The organism is Hoylesella buccalis ATCC 35310 (assembly GCF_025151385.1).
Classification (GTDB): domain Bacteria; phylum Bacteroidota; class Bacteroidia; order Bacteroidales; family Bacteroidaceae; genus Prevotella; species Prevotella buccalis.
This window is the reverse complement of record NZ_CP102287.1, coordinates 2,857,060-2,873,648: the sequence shown is the minus strand read 5'-3', so window position 1 is coordinate 2,873,648 and position 16,589 is coordinate 2,857,060. Positions and strand designations below refer to the sequence as shown.

14 protein-coding genes and 1 tRNA gene are annotated in these 16,589 nt (G+C 48.2%); 4 read left to right on the top strand and 11 right to left on the bottom strand.

What is annotated here, in order from left to right; all coding sequences use genetic code 11:
- Positions 1 to 28 precede the first annotated feature (28 nt).
- Together NQ518_RS11755 and NQ518_RS11750 are read right to left on the bottom strand one after the other, a co-directional pair.
- Positions 29 to 1,045 carry a PorP/SprF family type IX secretion system membrane protein gene (locus tag NQ518_RS11755; RefSeq protein WP_227206806.1) on the bottom strand — a complete coding sequence of 339 codons (1,017 nt, stop codon included), beginning with the start codon at positions 1,043 to 1,045 and terminating at the stop codon, positions 29 to 31.
- A 71-nt stretch (positions 1,046 to 1,116) separates the two neighbouring features.
- Positions 1,117 to 1,191, bottom strand: a tRNA-Val gene (locus NQ518_RS11750).
- Positions 1,192 to 1,691: 500 nt separating this feature from the next.
- Here NQ518_RS11750 and NQ518_RS11745 point away from each other — a divergent pair.
- Entirely contained in the window at positions 1,692 to 1,997 is a 306-nt protein-coding gene (locus tag NQ518_RS11745; protein ID WP_227206808.1) for a hypothetical protein, read from the top strand.
- 7 nt (positions 1,998 to 2,004) lie between these two features.
- Here the strand turns inward: NQ518_RS11745 and NQ518_RS11740 are convergent, their stop codons facing one another.
- From NQ518_RS11740 to NQ518_RS11720, 5 genes are all read right to left on the bottom strand, one after another.
- Positions 2,005 to 2,538 carry an LOG family protein gene (locus tag NQ518_RS11740; RefSeq protein ID WP_227206810.1) on the bottom strand — a complete coding sequence of 178 codons (534 nt, stop codon included), beginning with the start codon at positions 2,536 to 2,538 and terminating at the stop codon, positions 2,005 to 2,007.
- Between the two features lie 82 nt (positions 2,539 to 2,620).
- The gene (locus NQ518_RS11735; protein WP_227206813.1) at positions 2,621 to 3,019 is read right to left on the bottom strand and encodes an HIT family protein; all 399 of its coding nucleotides are present in this window, start codon (positions 3,017 to 3,019) and stop codon (positions 2,621 to 2,623) included.
- A gap of 14 nt (positions 3,020 to 3,033) precedes the next feature.
- Complete coding sequence (gene greA, locus NQ518_RS11730) at positions 3,034 to 3,501, bottom strand: transcription elongation factor GreA (protein WP_227206815.1); 468 nt, start codon at positions 3,499 to 3,501, stop codon at positions 3,034 to 3,036.
- Between the two features lie 463 nt (positions 3,502 to 3,964).
- Positions 3,965 to 4,537 carry a porin family protein gene (locus NQ518_RS11725; protein WP_227206817.1) on the bottom strand — a complete coding sequence of 191 codons (573 nt, stop codon included), beginning with the start codon at positions 4,535 to 4,537 and terminating at the stop codon, positions 3,965 to 3,967.
- A gap of 136 nt (positions 4,538 to 4,673) precedes the next feature.
- Positions 4,674 to 8,132 carry a DEAD/DEAH box helicase gene (locus tag NQ518_RS11720; RefSeq protein WP_227206819.1) on the bottom strand — a complete coding sequence of 1,153 codons (3,459 nt, stop codon included), beginning with the start codon at positions 8,130 to 8,132 and terminating at the stop codon, positions 4,674 to 4,676.
- Between the two features lie 145 nt (positions 8,133 to 8,277).
- On the opposite strand from NQ518_RS11720, the gene NQ518_RS11715 reads away from it, so the two are divergent.
- Complete coding sequence (locus tag NQ518_RS11715) at positions 8,278 to 8,745, top strand: nucleoside deaminase (RefSeq protein WP_004349617.1); 468 nt, start codon at positions 8,278 to 8,280, stop codon at positions 8,743 to 8,745.
- A gap of 76 nt (positions 8,746 to 8,821) precedes the next feature.
- A complete protein-coding gene (locus tag NQ518_RS11710; protein WP_227206821.1) occupies positions 8,822 to 9,133 on the top strand; it encodes a S8 family serine peptidase in 312 nt (103 codons plus the stop codon).
- Positions 9,134 to 9,142: 9 nt separating this feature from the next.
- Here NQ518_RS11710 and NQ518_RS11705 read toward each other — a convergent pair whose 3' ends face one another.
- Both NQ518_RS11705 and NQ518_RS11700 read right to left on the bottom strand, forming a co-directional pair.
- The gene (locus tag NQ518_RS11705) at positions 9,143 to 10,138 is read right to left on the bottom strand and encodes a YqiA/YcfP family alpha/beta fold hydrolase (RefSeq protein WP_227206823.1); all 996 of its coding nucleotides are present in this window, start codon (positions 10,136 to 10,138) and stop codon (positions 9,143 to 9,145) included.
- A 17-nt stretch (positions 10,139 to 10,155) separates the two neighbouring features.
- On the bottom strand, positions 10,156 to 10,977 hold the full coding sequence (locus tag NQ518_RS11700; protein ID WP_227206826.1) for a hypothetical protein: 822 nt from the start codon (positions 10,975 to 10,977) through the stop codon (positions 10,156 to 10,158).
- A gap of 686 nt (positions 10,978 to 11,663) precedes the next feature.
- On the opposite strand from NQ518_RS11700, the gene NQ518_RS11695 reads away from it, so the two are divergent.
- Positions 11,664 to 14,834 carry a glycoside hydrolase family 2 TIM barrel-domain containing protein gene (locus NQ518_RS11695; protein ID WP_227206828.1) on the top strand — a complete coding sequence of 1,057 codons (3,171 nt, stop codon included), beginning with the start codon at positions 11,664 to 11,666 and terminating at the stop codon, positions 14,832 to 14,834.
- 15 nt (positions 14,835 to 14,849) lie between these two features.
- Here the strand turns inward: NQ518_RS11695 and NQ518_RS11690 are convergent, their stop codons facing one another.
- Together NQ518_RS11690 and NQ518_RS11685 are read right to left on the bottom strand one after the other, a co-directional pair.
- Positions 14,850 to 15,767, bottom strand: coding sequence for a DMT family transporter (locus NQ518_RS11690; RefSeq protein ID WP_227206830.1), 918 nt, complete (start codon positions 15,765 to 15,767; stop codon positions 14,850 to 14,852).
- Positions 15,768 to 16,013: 246 nt separating this feature from the next.
- Positions 16,014 to 16,589: a chromate transporter gene (locus NQ518_RS11685; RefSeq protein ID WP_004349625.1), complete on the bottom strand. Its 576-nt coding sequence runs from the start codon at positions 16,587 to 16,589 to the stop codon at positions 16,014 to 16,016.

Sequence of the window (16,589 nt, the reverse complement as noted above, 5' to 3'; positions counted from 1 at the left end):
CCTGAATTTCATTTTTCCACGATGGTCATTATAGAAGTCTTACACTTTTGTGTTTGTTTCTTCCTTTCTTAGCCAGATTTACATCCATCTGGTAACCAACAAACAGTTCGTGACTGCCGTTGCCCGGTTGGATGGCCGAGGTGTACAACTCATAACTATAACCCAGCACGATGCCATGAAAGCTACCGCCTACCAAGAACGTGACAGAGTTGGTGGGACTATAAGCTACACCCCCGTACATCATTTTCTTCTCATGCTGATACACCAGGCGGGTTGTAAGGTCGCCACGGTAGGCTACCCCGTCTGTACGAACCAGCACAGAAGGCTGTATTGTAAGAAACGGATTTCTCAAGTGTATATTGTATCCACCTGTTAAATAATATGTAGGATCGATTTGAAATTGATTTTTCTCATTAAACTCAATGAGTGGTGAAGTTAGATGCTGCGCCGACACGCCCACATACCATGACCGGTGCGAATAATACACGCCCACACCGAGATCGAGGGCATTTCCTTCGGCCTTTGTATTGATAAAGGCAGGGTCGTTGGCATCAGCCAAATTGAGCCTGGTGCCGTCAAACGCCTCACTCAACAAGCCCGCTTGTGCGCCAACCGCAAGTCGACCTCCGAACAATTTGAAGCGAAGGGCATACTGCAAAGCCAAACGTTGATGGGTAAAAAGACCAATCTGATCGTTCATCAGCTGCACACCACCCCCATGATATGCCTTGAGAAAATAAAAAGGCATATCAGCAGCAGCATACATCGTTCGTGGATTGTTCTTAAATCCAACGAAGCTCATGGCGTAAGCCGCATTGATGTTTAGTTTGTTCTGTTTGCCTACTGCAGCAGGGTTGAACGAAGGTTGCATGTCAAAATAATGGCTGAACGCCACATCGTATTGCGCCCTTGCCGTCCCAACCATCCACAACAGCAGACAGAGTAACGTGATTTTCTTGCATTGCACGTCTGCATAACGTACATTTTTACGTTTTATTGTCAAGACAGCGGGATGAAGTTGGAAGAAATGACAAACGTCTGACATACCATAACGTTCTACAGGTGGGTTTATAAAAAAGAGCCTCGTTATTACTCAGAACAACAAGACTCTCGGTGTGGGCGTTGACGGATTCGAACCGCCGACCCTCTGCTTGTAAGGCAGATGCTCTAAACCAGCTGAGCTAAACGCCCATTCTTTATCCAGAATGTGCGTGCAAAGGTAGTTTGTTTTTGTGAAAACGCCAAACTTTTTTCCATATTTTTATCCAATCCTGACGCTGTTCATTCGTTTGAAGGGGCACGTTGAGGAACAACAGATGATACAGAGGATGTAAACAAGACCATGAATGCCTGTGTTCATCGAGCCCTCCTGCGATTCGTTCCCTTCATGGGATTCAATGTAAAAACCATCACTCCACAGAACTTTCTCCAAATGGTTTCGCACCCATAAAATGTGCATTATTTTTATCAAATAATGCTTCAAAAACGGCACTTGAAAACTTTCAAAATAGAAAAAATCAATAGGTCGGCAGGATGCAAACAAGAGTTGTTTTGAGAAGAATTATCGACTTTTAACTGAAAAGCAATGAGATTGACGCATTAAAAACATCATCTTGGCGGACAATCTACATGGTATTATGGTGCAAAAGCATGGAGATTACACCCTTAGAGCTATGCTTTTGATGCGAAAAATGAAGAAACAGAGAGTGAAAAGCTATAAAATTAACGTAACATCTTCAATCACAAAGAATTACAACACTCGCTCATTTTTAGCGTATTTGCAAGCAGAAGTAAGGTTGATGGATTTCAAGCCAAGGATAAGAACGATGATTGTCAAGAAAATTCATCATCAACGTTGTGGCGTAGGGGGTGCGGATGTTGCACACACTACGCTTCTTCAGCGATACTATCAACATCGCCTGTTCACGATTGTGCATTCGGGGTACGGCTCTACCCCATCGGGTTTCAGCCACTATTCACAATTGGGTAGTGGCTGAATGCTATTCATGACTCTACGAATTGCTTGAGTTCTTCCAACGAATGGGCCACCTTGATTTGCCGATGATAATCGCCCCTGATTACACCTTTGGCCGTTAGGTCGTCCAAAAGTGCCACCAGCGAATCCCAAAAGCCATTGATGTTGTAAAGAATTACTTGCTGTTGATGGTAGCCAATGCTGTGTGCGGCTACCACCGAAAATATCTCATCCAAGGTGCCAACACCACCCGGAAGAGCGATGGAAACATCACTTTGCGCCAACATCAGCTCTTTGCGGTCGCTCAGGTTGTCGCAAGGAATCTCCACATCAACATAGTCGGACACTCTTCCACGTTCCTCTATGATAGACGGCACCACGCCAATGGTTTGCCCACCAGCCTCATGTACGGCCTTTGCGACACACTCCATGAGGCCCAGGTTGCAACCGCCGAACACGAGTGAATGGCCCTGCTCGGCCATCCACTTACCCAGTTGTTCGGTCAATGTGAAATATTCGGGGGCGATAGTATCATTTGCTGAGCAAAAAACAGCAATTTTCATGATTGGTTAAATTGAATGGTGATTGGCGAATGGCTCGCCTTACATATTTTCTCTTGTAACTCGATTGCCTTAGAAAAATAAATTAAAGTTTTTGAAACTCGCTGTAGATGCGGTCTGCAATCGACTTGAATTCTTCTTCAGAAAGTTTCAAATGCTCTTTTCTAAAGTTCACATCGGCCTCGCTGTTCATAGGAATGAGGTGGATATGCGCATGCGGAACCTCCAATCCCAGTACCACTTGCGCCACCTTTTTGCACGGGAAGGCGCGCTTCAAGGCCACAGCTACCTTTTTAGCGAACACCTGATATTCGGCCAACTCATCATCTTCCATATCGAAAATGTAATCCACCTCGCGACGTGGAATAACCAACGTGTGTCCTTTTTGCAACGGACTGATGTCTAAAAAAGCATAAAACTTCTCGCTCTCTGCACACTTGTAGCTGGGAATTTCGCCAGCTGCGATTTTAGAAAAGATGTCCATGGTCTTAACGTTTTTTATTCAACTGATATCTTGTCAATGCGTAGTTTGATGGTGCCAGCCGGTATTTTGATATCCACCTCATCACCCTCTTTCTTATTCAGAAGCCCTTGTGCGATAGGCGTTTTGATGGATATCTTCCCTGCCTTGAGGTCAGCCTCGCTCTCACTGACGATGGTATACACCATTTTTGATTTCGTCTTCATGTTGGTCATCTCGACTTTGGACAAGATCTGCACTGTATCGGCACTGAGACGAGACACGTCTACAATCTTCGCCTCGGCGATAGTCAGTTTCATTTTATTGATTTTATCTTCGAGATGCGCCTGCGCTTCTTTGGCAGCGTCATATTCAGAGTTTTCACTCAAATCACCCTTATCACGCGCTTCTGCGATGGCAGCTGATGCCTTCGGGCGCTCAATAGATTCGAGCCGGGTAAGCTCGGCTACAAGATTGTCGTAGCCTTCTTGTGACATGTAAGCCATAACGTTATAAGTATTTTTGTTAATAATTGCTTTTGGTGAAGACGATAAAAGAAAGAATTCCGACATCTACCAAAGTGTCGGAATTCCTTTTCCTAAGTCCTCTTTTGTTGTTTACTCTTCGCAAAGTTAGACATTCTTTTCCAATAAACAAGTTTTTTCACATTATTTATTAAATGATTGGGACGTATTCTGATAACGGGTGATTCGCTTCCCAAATTGATTTACATCAAGAAACGAGCATTAAAACCAAATTGTTTGCGCAAACAGTTGCTAATATGCTTAGACGGCTGTATCTTTGCATCGTGTTTTTCATAGTATTAGATTTAAGGTTAACAAAGATTGGGACTCGGCGGAGCCCCTTTTTTATGTCCATACGTCAAGTGTGCTGGCATGCTGACAGACGAAAAGAGGCAACCATTGCTGGTTGCCTCAGTGTATAATTTAGCAGTTACTGCCGCCTATTTTAGAGGTCGAACTTGTAACCCAGTGTTACCTGGAACACGCTGTTCTTAGCATCGATATTATCGAAAACCTTGGTTACACCCCAATTGTAACGTCCGTCGATAACGACATTGGCGAACTCATAGGAGAGACCAACTGGGATAGCGAGGTCGAAGCTCTTAGCCTTGGTACCGTCTTTGTCCACTGCAAATGCTGGTTGAACACCCAATTTAACTGCCAATCCCGGCACAACGTATACGTTCGCCATGATAGGTACGTTGATGTAGGCCAGATTAGTCTTTGCATCCTTTACCTCAAATTTCATGTTTCCAATCTTGAAGTCAGCGCCAGTATCAAACTTCACACCTTCTTGTGCGTACATAACACCTCCAGAAAGGCTGAAAATGTCAGATACCTGATACTCCAGTTCGGCACCAGCTGTGAAGCCAACCTTCATCTTTGTCTTTTCAAACTCGGTCATGGTAGCACCCACAACACCTACCTGAGGCTTCAAAGAAACTGTTCCTACTGCGCGTTGCGCAAATGTTGCTACGGACGAAAGCAGTACAACTGCCGTTAAAATCATCTTTTTCATAAATCTTCTTGTTTTTGTAAATAAATCCTGATTTGTTAATCTTTTATTGAACTCGGTAGCAAATGTAAGTTGATTTTGGATAACTACCATACATTTGTCTTGTTTTTTTATTTAATTATGACTATATTCTAGTTTGTTAACACAGGCGTACCGGAATGTTATCTATTAATAATTTGAATAGCGGATTAGCCGACAGCACCGCCTCATTGCCCAACACAATTAGCTGTTTTCGGGCTCTTGTCAGGGCTACATTCAGCTTTCGGTCTATCCAAGCCTGCCCTTCCAGGAAGCTATTAGCCGTGAGAAAATCCAACTGGTAGCGGTTCTGCACGGTGAAAGAGTAAATGATGACGTCGCGCTGACTGCCCTGATAACGCTCCACGGTGTCGACATCCACGTGCATGAGTTGTGAGATTCCCGTCTTTTCTATCTCTTTTCTAACCATTGCAATCTGGTTGCGATAAGGCACAATCACGCCCACCGTCTTCTGTACGTCAAACTTTTCGTTCGCCAACCGATGGATGCGACGCAACAAGTCGGCCACCTTTCGGGCCTCGTCGGGATTCACTTTGTCAGAGAGTCGCACGCTCTGCGTGAAGTGAGAGGGATAGTAAAGCAGCCGATGGCTCACCAATAAGACATCCGTCCCATCCTGCGGCACGGCCGTATAACCGATATCTTCGCCCACCTGGTGTGGCAATGGAACGGGTTGCAGCTGCTCCTTGGCATAGAACATTTTGTTGGGAAAGGCGGCAATGGCAGGATGCATGCGACCTTGCTTGCGCAGCGTGTCCACGAAGTCGGTACGTCCCTGCCGCTCTTCCCATCGGATAAGTCGTTCGAAGAGTGAGTTTCGGCAGTCGGTCAGACAGATGTTTTGCAAGTCTGCATCGGTCACTTGCGATTCTGACGCGTCTTGTTGAACCACGGCGGGCAATTGTTTGTAGTCACCAATGAGGATGAACTTGTCGATATTGGGTTGATGATCAAGGGCCAAACCAGAACCTCCCGTCGTCGAAACATGGCTCGACAGAATGCCGACAAGGTTGGGTTCCAATATCTGACTGGCCTCATCAATGAGTGCCAGACTGAAATGTTTGATGGCAAAGATGAAGGGTTTGCTCATCATCATCGACGTAGTGCTCACAATGAGGCGCATGCCTGTGAACCGCTGTCGTAGGTCGTTCAGCTTGGGATGGTCATCAATGGCCTGTCCCAAGAGATGACTCTTGAATCGTGGGTCACAGCTATACTCATTGCCCAGGCGAATAAAATCGAGGCCTTCGTCGCACAACATGCCACAAATCTCATCCACAGCCCGGTTGGTATAGGCCATGAGAAGAATGTTGGCATCAGGGTTTTCCAACTCCTCCAGCACCATATAGCGCAGAGCCATCGACGTCTTGCCCGTGCCGGGAGGCCCTACCAACAGGAAATAGTCTTGTGCCTGTTTGGCTTTCAGCACCACATCGTCATAGTCAGGATGGTAGCTTCGGGACAGTGTGAGGGCGTGATTGGCGCGTGGTTCACGCTGTCCCAATAACAAGTCGCGTCGCTCTTTCGAGGTGGTCATCAACGTATGCAGGGCATGTATGGCTGACGCACCACCCGCATCTGACGCACTATGCTCCACAGCGTACACCAAAGGCGTGTGATGGGCATGCCGCTTTCCTTCTTCCACCGTATATAATAAGTCATCATTCTGCTGTGCATCCGTCAGATGAACGGCTATCTCATCGGTCTTGACGTACATGATGAAGCCCTTGAACAGGATGCTCCGACGTACGTCTGGCTCGCTGTCAGGATGATAGCCGTACAGATATACCATGTCGCCCCGCCTGAAATTGGGCAGGAAGTCTTCACCTTGGTCGGGAACAGCGAGCGTGATTTCATCAAATCCTCGGCTGCGGGTTCGTTTCTTCTGCGTGATGGTGAGGCCCGTATAGATATTTCCCATCTCCTTTTTCTCACTCAACGGCATGTTCCACAGGTCAGCACTGCTGCGCCCACTGCCATCAACAGCACCGGTTTTCGAAATGAGTTGTTCTTTCAGCACGAAGGTCATCATGCGACAGAAATATGCTTTCTCCAGCTTACTCATTTGCGCCAGTGGCACCGTGATGGCCTCTATCTGCGGCAGTAAGAAACGATTGTAGAAGTAAGTATTGGTCTTCTCCGTGTTCAGCGTTTGCGGATTGAGCTGCGGCAGCATGCTTTCAAATCCCTCGAGGGCACTTGTATAATCGGCAGCCACGATGAGATTGCGCAGCTTGAGGGATTCATGGATGAGCATGTCCAACCTACTGACGTCCATCAAGCCTGTCGGCAATGCGTATTTCGAATACAACAGAAAGATGCGGGTGGCCTTGTCGGACAGGCGGAAGTTGTATCTCAGCACGCCATAGTACAGCAGCGCCTGCACATAGTGCGCCTCAACATGCTGGTTGCCGTGTCGGTTGTGGCTGCCATATTCCAGATTCATGTTCTTTCCCGACTTCTGTTCGACCAGCAATCTGAAGTCGGTGGTCATCATGTCCACACGCCCTTGTATGCCCAACTGTTCACACACGAACGAAGGTTCCAGCAAGGCTCGCTCCCGATTGTAGGTCTTAAACAGTTCAGCAACGATTTGTTGCAGGTTCTGCACCTGTTTCATTGCCTCCACTTTAAACGCCACAGGGTCTAAATCGGTGCATGTACAGTATTCCAAAGCCTTCTCCCTGTAGTTGTCTTTCAGCGTTTCTGCCATGTCAAACGCACGTTCTCCACGCGCATGGATGATATCATCGAGCGCGCTACCGGCAAAGTTTCCCAAAATGGTATGCCGCGTATTGGGTTTATCCTTCATGCGGTTGATGGTAAAGAGGGCCGGATGATGACCATATTCCGTAAAACATGTCGCCAGTGAACTGATGTCCACTAAGTAGTCGGGGATGACGATGATGCGACGTGGCGTAACCAAATGATCCTTCACCTGACAGTCCAAGAGGTTCAACGGCATGCCCTTGCGCAAGATGTCATGAAGATACGAGAGGTCGGCAAACTGCTCCTCACTGGTATATTCTACTTGCAAAAGGCGTTCATCGGTTTCCCCATCGGGCATCACCCAGATGAAATGTTCGTCCCATTGCTTCACGATGCAACGGATATAGCGTTCGTCCAACCGCAATGTTTGTCGCGTTTGTTGAGCACGAGCGGGTATTTTGCCGACTAAAAAAGAGGGAACAGCTTCTCTGAACACTGCCGAGATGAAGACACAAAGCGCACGGACGTCGTAGGTAAGGTTTTCTGGTAAGATGGGCGATGACGAGTTAGAGTGACGCCGCATCTGGTGAATGGCGCGGGTATCGGCCATCGATAAGCCACGCTGGGTACACAGATGATCCACGCGAGCGTTGAGGTCACCAAAGCTATAGGAGGTGTTTCTCAAGCCGGCGGCACACGCCATCACCAACGTCTCGTGCAACATTTTGTTGACCAACGCACCCTCTTGAGAGCCAGCCTCAAGGATTTGGGCCGCCCGGTGGTAGAGTTCGTTGGCTGTAATGTAAGTTTGTGATTGCTGCATGTTGCGGTTCGAGGGTCGTCCTCGCATGTGGGTTAAAAAGTGTTTCGTTTGGGCATGGCCTGCACGCGTGTTGCAAAGATAATCAAAAATATGGTACTGCCCCTCCCCTTTTCATGGCATTTTGCGTATATTTGTCATCACAATAACATTCTTTATTCAAAACAAATCATTGATGAATCAACAAGATATCATGCGCAGGGCCATCGCCCTGTCTGAAAAAAGTGTACGCACGGGCGGCGGACCTTTTGGTGCCGTGATTGCCAAAGATGGAGAAATCATTGCCGAAGCATCCAATACCGTTACCTTAGACCACGACCCTACGGCGCACGCCGAGGTGAATGCCATCAGACAAGCGGCACACAAGCTGGGCACGTTCGACCTCACTGGTTGCGACATCTATACCTCCTGCGAGCCTTGTCCCATGTGTTTAGGTGCCATCTATTGGGCTCATCTGGACCGCATCTATTACGCCAACAATCGCAAGGATGCTGCACGCATAGGGTTTGACGACGACTTCATTTACCACGAGATAGCCCTCCAACCAGCCGATCGACATAAACAAATGCAGATTTTGCTGCCCGAAGAGGCACGAAAAGCGTTTGACATGTGGATGGAAAGTAAGGATAAGACAACTTATTAGGCAGCGGATGATGGCAAAAAAGATAAGTCATTCGGTGCGTCAAATGTACATTCTCCAACACTGCTTATCGTTTCTGATGATAGTATTGACCTGCTCTGGCTGTGCCGTGAATAGAGATTCGACTGACAAGGTGGTCACCGAACAGTCGGCTGGAACACGCTACAGCAAGAATACCTTGATGGTGTTCTACGACACACATATCGGCAAAGAACCACTATTGAACGCTTTCAAAAAGATGAATTGTAAAGTGTTGCACGAATACCGGTTATCATGCGGGTTCGCTATCAAGGTTCCTGATGGAAAGAGCTTGCGAAAAACAGCCAAACAATTGTCCAAGGTTCATGGCGTAACCTATGTGACACGCGACCAAATACAAAAGCTACAATAACAGAATTGGTTACTGCCCACCCAGGCGGTCGAAGTACACAATGAGTTCTTCCCACGTCTTAAACTCATCACTTCCATAAGCCAAACAAGTTCCCATAAAGCCTTTTTGCACCTCGGGGGTGATGAGATAGTCGCCATAGAGCAGCTGCGATTGATTGGTGAAGATTACCCGATTGTAGGCCGGAGCCGACAGATACTCCTCCACCCACGTCTGCACCTCGCCCATATAAGCATGGTTGTTAGTAGGCGAAGCGGCCACAACGTATACCTGGTACCGCTCGATGAGCATCTTATAGGCCTTGTGCATACTCGACGTGGCCTTGCCGTAACTGTCGTGCAGCGTCGCGTAGTCGATGTAAACGATGGGGCGTTCGCGTCCCTCTTGCTGGTCATCAATCCAGCGAATCACGGGAATGAGATAGTGGAAGGCCACCTTATCGGTGACTCGATGGGCACCATGGAAGCGGATGGCCTGTGGATAGTGTTCTCGAAAGAGGTCGAAGGTATGTACCAACGGGTCCTTGTCGCCAAAGAGTCCGTACACCCGTCTTTGCTCCTCGGGCGTAACGTTGGCGAAACACTGTCCGGTGATATCCTTGTACTCGTTGACCAACGACTTAGTAACGATTACCTCAGTCTCGCCATCCTTGCGGGGATTATGGAAAGACTGCTTGCCCGTCAAGCCGTGGTCGTGCATGGTCAGGCCCATCTGGAAGGCCGGATTCACCAGAATGCGGTCGTAACCCGTGAGCATCTCGGTATACATGCCGCCCATGGAGGTACCTATGATGAGGTCGGGCTGATGGCTTTGGCACAGCTGCTTCAGCAGGTCTATCGCCTCGGCGGGATGCACTGGCAGGTCTTCGGCCACGACGTTCGCCTGGGGCAACAGCTCCCTGAGCATAGCTACCGTGCCAGATTGGCCCGACGACATAAAGCCGTGGACGTACATAAGGGTCTTGCCCTTCATTAAATCGGGATATTGTTTCTTAGTTGGATTTTCCATTTCTACTCCTTTTTTCTTTACCACTGAACAGATTTGTCGGATGCGTCTTCGCATTTGGCAAAAGCCTTCTTGAGATACGACAGGCGCATCTTGCGATTATCCACAAAGGACACGAAGGCACGCGAGGTTCCATCCGGGCCCTCAACCCTTATGCCCGTACATATCGTCAACGCCCCACTGGTCCATTCGTACAAAGGTTCCACCACGCCACTCTCACCGAACAACGGAGTGAAGCATGGCTTGTAGAGCCGCTGCGAAAAGGCTTTACTTGGCTTACCGTACTTCTTTGTCAGGCTCACCACAATAGAATCAACGGTTTGCCTCAACGCCCGATAAGGTTCATCGGCCTTCAGACGGTCTATGGAGAGGCCATATTCACCTTCGTAATTGAGCGTCTGGGTGGTGACGGAAACAATGAAAAAAGAAACCAGAGAGTCGTTGAGGAAGTTTACGGCTGGTGCAGAAGAGATCACCTCATCTTTATATTGTGCCGCATCCTCCAGCTGATTCTCCATGATATTGTTGCAGCAAATGGTAGAAAACAAGGGATATCCATTGTAAAAAACAAACGGAATATTGTCTATTTTGAAGCATCTCCCCTCACTCAAATCGCTCTTCGTGTAGTTGGTGCACTTATCTTTATTGAACTGCTCCACAGCTTGGATGAAGCTGCCGTACTGTTCCATGCCAAGCGAAAAATATCCCAAGATTTCTTTTCCCTCGCTCCTGTTTCCCGATGAGGGTGCCGACTGTTGTACCAGAGGCATCACCTTATTAGATAACGCACAGGCAGAACTGGCAAATAAGCACGACAGAAAAACGATGAACAACTTTTTCATGATGTCTCATTTGGATGGTTTGTTGATGCAAATATAGGGATTTAGCGGCGAATCAACAAGTTTTTCCACAACAAAAGCCAAAGACTCCCAACATAAAAATAGGAAACAAGGCGAAGGGCAGCAGGCAGGTCAGAATGACGGATAGTGATGATTTTTCTTGACAAACAAGTCTTTCATGCTTCGCGTATTTTCAAACAGAAGAGCACTCGTTCGCAAATACGCTAAAAATGAGCGAAATTTGTATCGAACTAACACTCAAACATTTACAAACGTAGGCCTTCCTATTCTATCTTTTCCTCAACGTTTTCCCGGCCAAAAGCATTGCTTTTGTGCGGCAATCTGCATGCTTTTGCGGGGAAAGAGCATGCAGATTGATGGGTTAAATGATGTCTTTTAGTCCAAAAACGCCTTGTTTTTGTGTAAAAATACGATTTATCCGCTGCCATAAACCCTATCTTGCATCCTCCCTGCCTATTGATTTTTTCTATTTTGAAAGTTTGTACGTGCCGTTTTAAGGGCTTTTTTCAGGCAAAAAATTGAACAAAAGCAAGGATAGGAAAGAAAATGAATGTGCCAACGAATGACACAGAAAATTTGCAGAATAGCCAAAAACACACTATCTTTGTGACATACAACCAGAACCAAACAATCGCCCACAGGGGCAGCTAACCCAAAAATCCAAATTGATGAAAAAAACGTTGATCGCGGCCTCTTTGGCCATTTTGTCCGCACTACCAGCCAGTGCCGACCTTACGCCTGTTATCCAAAAAGACATGCCTACCGATACAGAGTGGCACGACTTGCAGGTGAACGAGGTGAACAGACTGAAGCTGCACACCAATTATTTCGCCTACGAGTCGGCCGAGAAGGCTCTTGCCGGCGACCGGAAGGCATCGGCCAACTATCTCTCGCTGAACGGAACGTGGAAGTTTCATTTTGCCGAAGCTCCCGACAAGCGGCCTTCAGGCTTCTTCGAAACCAGCTATGACGACGCGGCATGGAAGACCATCAGCGTGCCGGGAATATGGGAACTCAACGGTTATGACGACCCGGTATACGTGAACATCGGCTTCGCCTGGCGCGGACATTTCAAGAACAATCCGCCCCAAGTGCCGCTGAAAGACAACCATGTGGGCAGCTACCGCCGCATCATCAACATCCCCAACAGCTGGGACGGCAAACAGATTATTGCCCACTTTGGCAGCGTGACATCCAACATCTACCTGTATGTCAACGGCATGTATGTGGGCTATGCTGAGGATTCGAAGGTGGCCGCCGAGTTCGACATCACGCCCTATGTGAAGAAAGGCGACAACCTGATTGCCTTCCAGACCTTCCGTTGGTGCGACGGCTCGTACAGTGAGGACCAGGACTTCTGGCGGCTGAGCGGCGTGGCGCGCGATAGCTATCTTTATGCCCGCAACGAAAAGGTGCAGGTGAGCAACATCAAGCTGACGGCTGACCTGGTGAACAACTACCAAGACGGTGCGCTGTCGGTAGACTTGGACGTGAAGGGAAGTCCCACGGTAGACTTCGACCTGCTGAACGCTAACGGCATCTCCGTGAGCAAGCACAGCGTGGAATTCAAGGGGCAGAGCCACGGCAACGTGGCTTTCAACATCAAGAACGTGAAGCCATGGACCGCCGAGACACCTTATCTGTTCACCCTGGTCACCACAGTGAAGAAGGGCGGAAAGGTCATTGAGGTGATTCCGCAGAAGGTGGGGTTCAGGAAAGTGGAGATTAAGAACTGTCAGTTGCTGGTTAACGGGCAACCTATTTATATCAAAGGTGCCAACAGGCACGAGATGGATCCAGACGGTGGCTACATCGTGAGTCGTGAGCGGATGATACAGGACATCAAGATTATGAAGCAATTCAACATCAATGCCGTGCGTACCTGTCACTATCCCGACGACCCACAGTGGTATGAGCTGTGCGACGAGTATGGACTTTATGTGGTGGCCGAGGCCAACCAGGAGGGGCATGGCTTTGGCTACGAGGACGACGCGCCCACCAAAAAAACCTTGTTTGCTAAGCAAATTCTGGAACGCAACCAGCACAATGTGGAAATGTTTTACAACCATCCCAGTATCATCATTTGGTCATTGGGCAACGAGACGGCCGATGGCCCCAATTTCACGGCGGCATTCAATTGGATTAAGAGTGTGGACTCCTCACGCCCGATACACTGGGAACGGGCAATCAAGGGACCGAACACTGAATTGTACTGCCCCATGTACCTCCCTCAAAAAGCATGCGAGGAATACGCACTGTCATCAGCTCCCGAGGACCAGAAGCCGCTCATACAATGTGAGTACAACCATGCCATGGGCAATTCGGGCGGTGGTTTGAAGGAGTACTGGGACTTGGTGCGCAAATATCCCAAGTTTCAAGGTGGCTTTGTGTGGGACTTTGTGGACCAAGCTTTGCGTGACACAAAGCGCGGAATCTATACCTATGGCGGCGATTACAACAAGTATGATCCCAGCGACAACAACTTCAACTGCAACGGACTCATCAGTCCCGACCGCGTACCTAACCCTCACATGTATGAGGTGGGCTATGAGTACCAGAACATATGGGTACAACCCGTTGACTTGAAGGCGGGGAAAATAAAGGTGAGGAATGAGTATTTCTTCCGTGACCTGGGCAACTATGCCCTGCAATGGAAGATTCTCGTCAATGGCAAGGAGGCGCAGAAGGGCACCGTAAGCAACCTACAGGTGCAGCCACAGCAGACGGCTTACTTGACGCTACCATACAATCTTGGGCAGTTGTTGGCCGATCCGCAAAGCAGGGACGTGCAGCTTAACATAGACTTTGCGCTGAAGCAGCCGGAACCTCTCATGCAAAAGGGGCAGGTGGTGGCCTACCAACAGCTTCCTATAAAAGACTATTATTTAGAAAAAAGCACGAACCCAGAACCCGAGATGGAAACACTTGCATGGTACGGAAAATTGAAGAATACCAGCAAGAAGAAAGACAAACAGGTGACGATAGAAAACCAACAGGTGTCTATCTCGTTCAACAAGCAAACGGGTTTGATGACGAAATATGTCGTGGGTGATGTGTCTTATCTGGCTGACGGCGGCGTCTTGAAGCCTTGTTTCTGGCGTGCCGTGACGGATAATGACATGGGAGCGGGCATCAACAAGAAGTACAGCATATGGCGCAACCCTGCCATGACGGTGAAAAACATCAACGTGCAGAAGGTCAAACGGCTGGGCAACAACTCCATGTTAGTGACGGTGTACTATGACATGCCGGATGTAAAGTCACAGATGACCATTGAATATCTCATCACAACGTCCGGGAAAGTAGAGATTACGCAGACGCTTGTTCCCGATGCTGGTGCCAAGGTTCCCGGTATGTTGCGCTATGGCATGGTGATGCAGCTACCCTACAACATGGACAAGAGTGAGTATTTCGGCCGCGGACCCATTGAGAATTATGCCGACCGGAAGTTCTCTCAGTGCTTCGGCATCTACCAACAGACGGCTGACGAGCAGTTCTATCCATACATACGCCCACAAGAAACGGGTACCAAGAGCGATATGCGCTGGTGGAAACAAACTGGAGAAAAAGGTATGGGGCTGCTGGTTCGTTCGGACAAGCCGTTCTCTGCATCGGCATTGCATTATACGGTTGAGGCCTTGGACGATGGTGACGAGAAGGAGCAACGCCACATACAGGAGGTTCCGAAGTCCAAGTTTACGAACCTACACATCGACGGTGAAATGGCTGGCGTTGGCGGTATTGACACATGGAGCGGCCATGCTGAGGCACTGGAGGAATACCGTGTGCCGTTTGGACACAAGAGGCTCCAGTTTACGCTGACACCTATAGGAAGATAAGTCGGTACGCCCGACTTATTTCCTTTCGTGCTGTTGAACGGGTCCGGTAGGGACTTCGGCCGGCGATTTCTTCAGGACGAGCAGCACAACGGCAATCAAAATTAACACAAAACCGATGCCAATGCTCGTGGTAAACGGCTCACCAAAGACGGTAATTCCGATGCACATGGCCGTTAGTGGCTCGAAAGCGCCGAGGATGGCCACCAGGGTGCTGCCGATATTCTTCAGTGCCAAGATGAGGGTGATGTTGCTTACTACAGTTGGAAGCAAACCCAACAGGAAGAGATTGAGTAGGGTCATACCCGTATGAATGGCTGGCAACCCACCAGATGTGAATATGGCGTATAGCATGAGCAGCAGCATCGTGAAGAAGAATATATAAAAGTTAACTTTTATGGTGGGTATGGTGCGTATGTTCATTGTAGGATAGGCAACCATATAAATAGCGTATGACAGTCCTGACAAAAGCTCTAAGCAGATGCCCAAAACAGAGATGTTGCCTACACCGTTCTCAATTCCTGATAAGAAACATACACCTGCCACGGCCAGTCCAATGGCTGAAAAGGTTGTAACCGAAGCCTTTTCACCCCTAAAAATCATCATTAAGAGAGCGGTCCACGCAGGATACGAAAACATAATGACGGTTGCGATGCCGCTGGACAGATAACGATAGCCCTCAATAAGGAAAACTGCCGACCCCGTGTAGACGACGGATAGCAGCATGAGACGGAGCGATTCGCCAAAATGAAGGTGTAGACTTTGCCGTTGATACATCAGCACAATAAGCATAATGAGACAGGCAAAAGCGAAGCGATACACCAACACTGCGGTAGAGGGCATGCCTGTTGCTAATACTGGAAGACTAAAGAGTGGTATAAGCCCAAAGGCTGTTGCAGATGTTATGGCACCTACAAAACCATGTAGTTTGTTCATTGGATATTCTTTTTTAGTTGACGAGTAGACGAGTTTACAAGTAGACGAGGTGATAGTTGGTTTAGTTGACGAGTAGTCAAGTGACAGGTTGTCGAGCTGAAAGTCTTGAGCTTACAAGTTTTGAGTTTAAAAGTTTGCGAGTGATGTCTATCACCTTGTCAACTCGTAAACTTGTCAACTCGTCAACTAAATAATGCTATCAACTCGTCAACTTGTAAACTTGTAAACTCGTCAACTCATAAACGATTAATACAGTAGCATGAGTCCTGCGAATGCTGCGTAGCATATCATCCGGATAGGATTAATCTTCATATATTTTGTTCCGATGAAGGTGGCGCAAAAGAGAGCCACACTGATCCAGAATTGCCATGGGTTTTCAATCATAGAGCCAAAGTTCTCCTCGTTCATGAGCAGCAGGGTGGCAGCGCCAAGCAACCCCACTACGGCAGGTCGCAGTCCGCTGAAAACATTCTGTACAGGCTCGGTGTTCATGTATTTCATGAACATTTTACTGATAAGAATCATGAGGATGAGGGATGGAAGCACCAAGGCGAAGGTGGCTGTGGCAGACCCCAGAATGGCCATGGGCATGCCGTAGCCCGCATTGTGCACAGCCGCGTAGCCGCAATAGGTGGCAGAGTTGATGCCAATGGGGCCGGGTGTCATCTGACTGATGGCCACAATGTTGGTGAACTCGGCACTGCTGAGCCAGTGATGATGTATCACCGTCTCTGTCTGAATGAGCGAAAGCATGCCGTAACCGCCACCGAAACCAAACAAACCTATCTGAAAAAACGTAAGGAAAAGATAGAGATAAATCAT

Excerpts from the sequence above, each read along its gene's own strand:
- NQ518_RS11720 (WP_227206819.1), bottom strand. The coding sequence starts at position 8,132 with ATGCGAGGACGACCCTCGAACCGCAACATGCAGCAATCACAAACTTAC.
- NQ518_RS11685 (WP_004349625.1), bottom strand. The coding sequence starts at position 16,589 with ATGATTTATCTCTATCTTTTCCTTACGTTTTTTCAGATAGGTTTGTTT.
- NQ518_RS11715 (WP_004349617.1), top strand. The coding sequence starts at position 8,278 with ATGAATCAACAAGATATCATGCGCAGGGCCATCGCCCTGTCTGAAAAA.
- NQ518_RS11690 (WP_227206830.1), bottom strand. The coding sequence starts at position 15,767 with ATGAACAAACTACATGGTTTTGTAGGTGCCATAACATCTGCAACAGCC.
- greA (WP_227206815.1), bottom strand. The coding sequence starts at position 3,501 with ATGGCTTACATGTCACAAGAAGGCTACGACAATCTTGTAGCCGAGCTT.
- NQ518_RS11705 (WP_227206823.1), bottom strand. The coding sequence starts at position 10,138 with ATGGAAAATCCAACTAAGAAACAATATCCCGATTTAATGAAGGGCAAG.
- NQ518_RS11710 (WP_227206821.1), top strand. The coding sequence starts at position 8,822 with ATGATAGTATTGACCTGCTCTGGCTGTGCCGTGAATAGAGATTCGACT.
- NQ518_RS11700 (WP_227206826.1), bottom strand. The coding sequence starts at position 10,977 with ATGAAAAAGTTGTTCATCGTTTTTCTGTCGTGCTTATTTGCCAGTTCT.
- NQ518_RS11695 (WP_227206828.1), top strand. The coding sequence starts at position 11,664 with ATGAAAAAAACGTTGATCGCGGCCTCTTTGGCCATTTTGTCCGCACTA.
- NQ518_RS11735 (WP_227206813.1), bottom strand. The coding sequence starts at position 3,019 with ATGGACATCTTTTCTAAAATCGCAGCTGGCGAAATTCCCAGCTACAAG.
- NQ518_RS11725 (WP_227206817.1), bottom strand. The coding sequence starts at position 4,537 with ATGAAAAAGATGATTTTAACGGCAGTTGTACTGCTTTCGTCCGTAGCA.
- NQ518_RS11755 (WP_227206806.1), bottom strand. The coding sequence starts at position 1,045 with ATGTCAGACGTTTGTCATTTCTTCCAACTTCATCCCGCTGTCTTGACA.
- NQ518_RS11740 (WP_227206810.1), bottom strand. The coding sequence starts at position 2,538 with ATGAAAATTGCTGTTTTTTGCTCAGCAAATGATACTATCGCCCCCGAA.
- NQ518_RS11745 (WP_227206808.1), top strand. The coding sequence starts at position 1,692 with ATGAAGAAACAGAGAGTGAAAAGCTATAAAATTAACGTAACATCTTCA.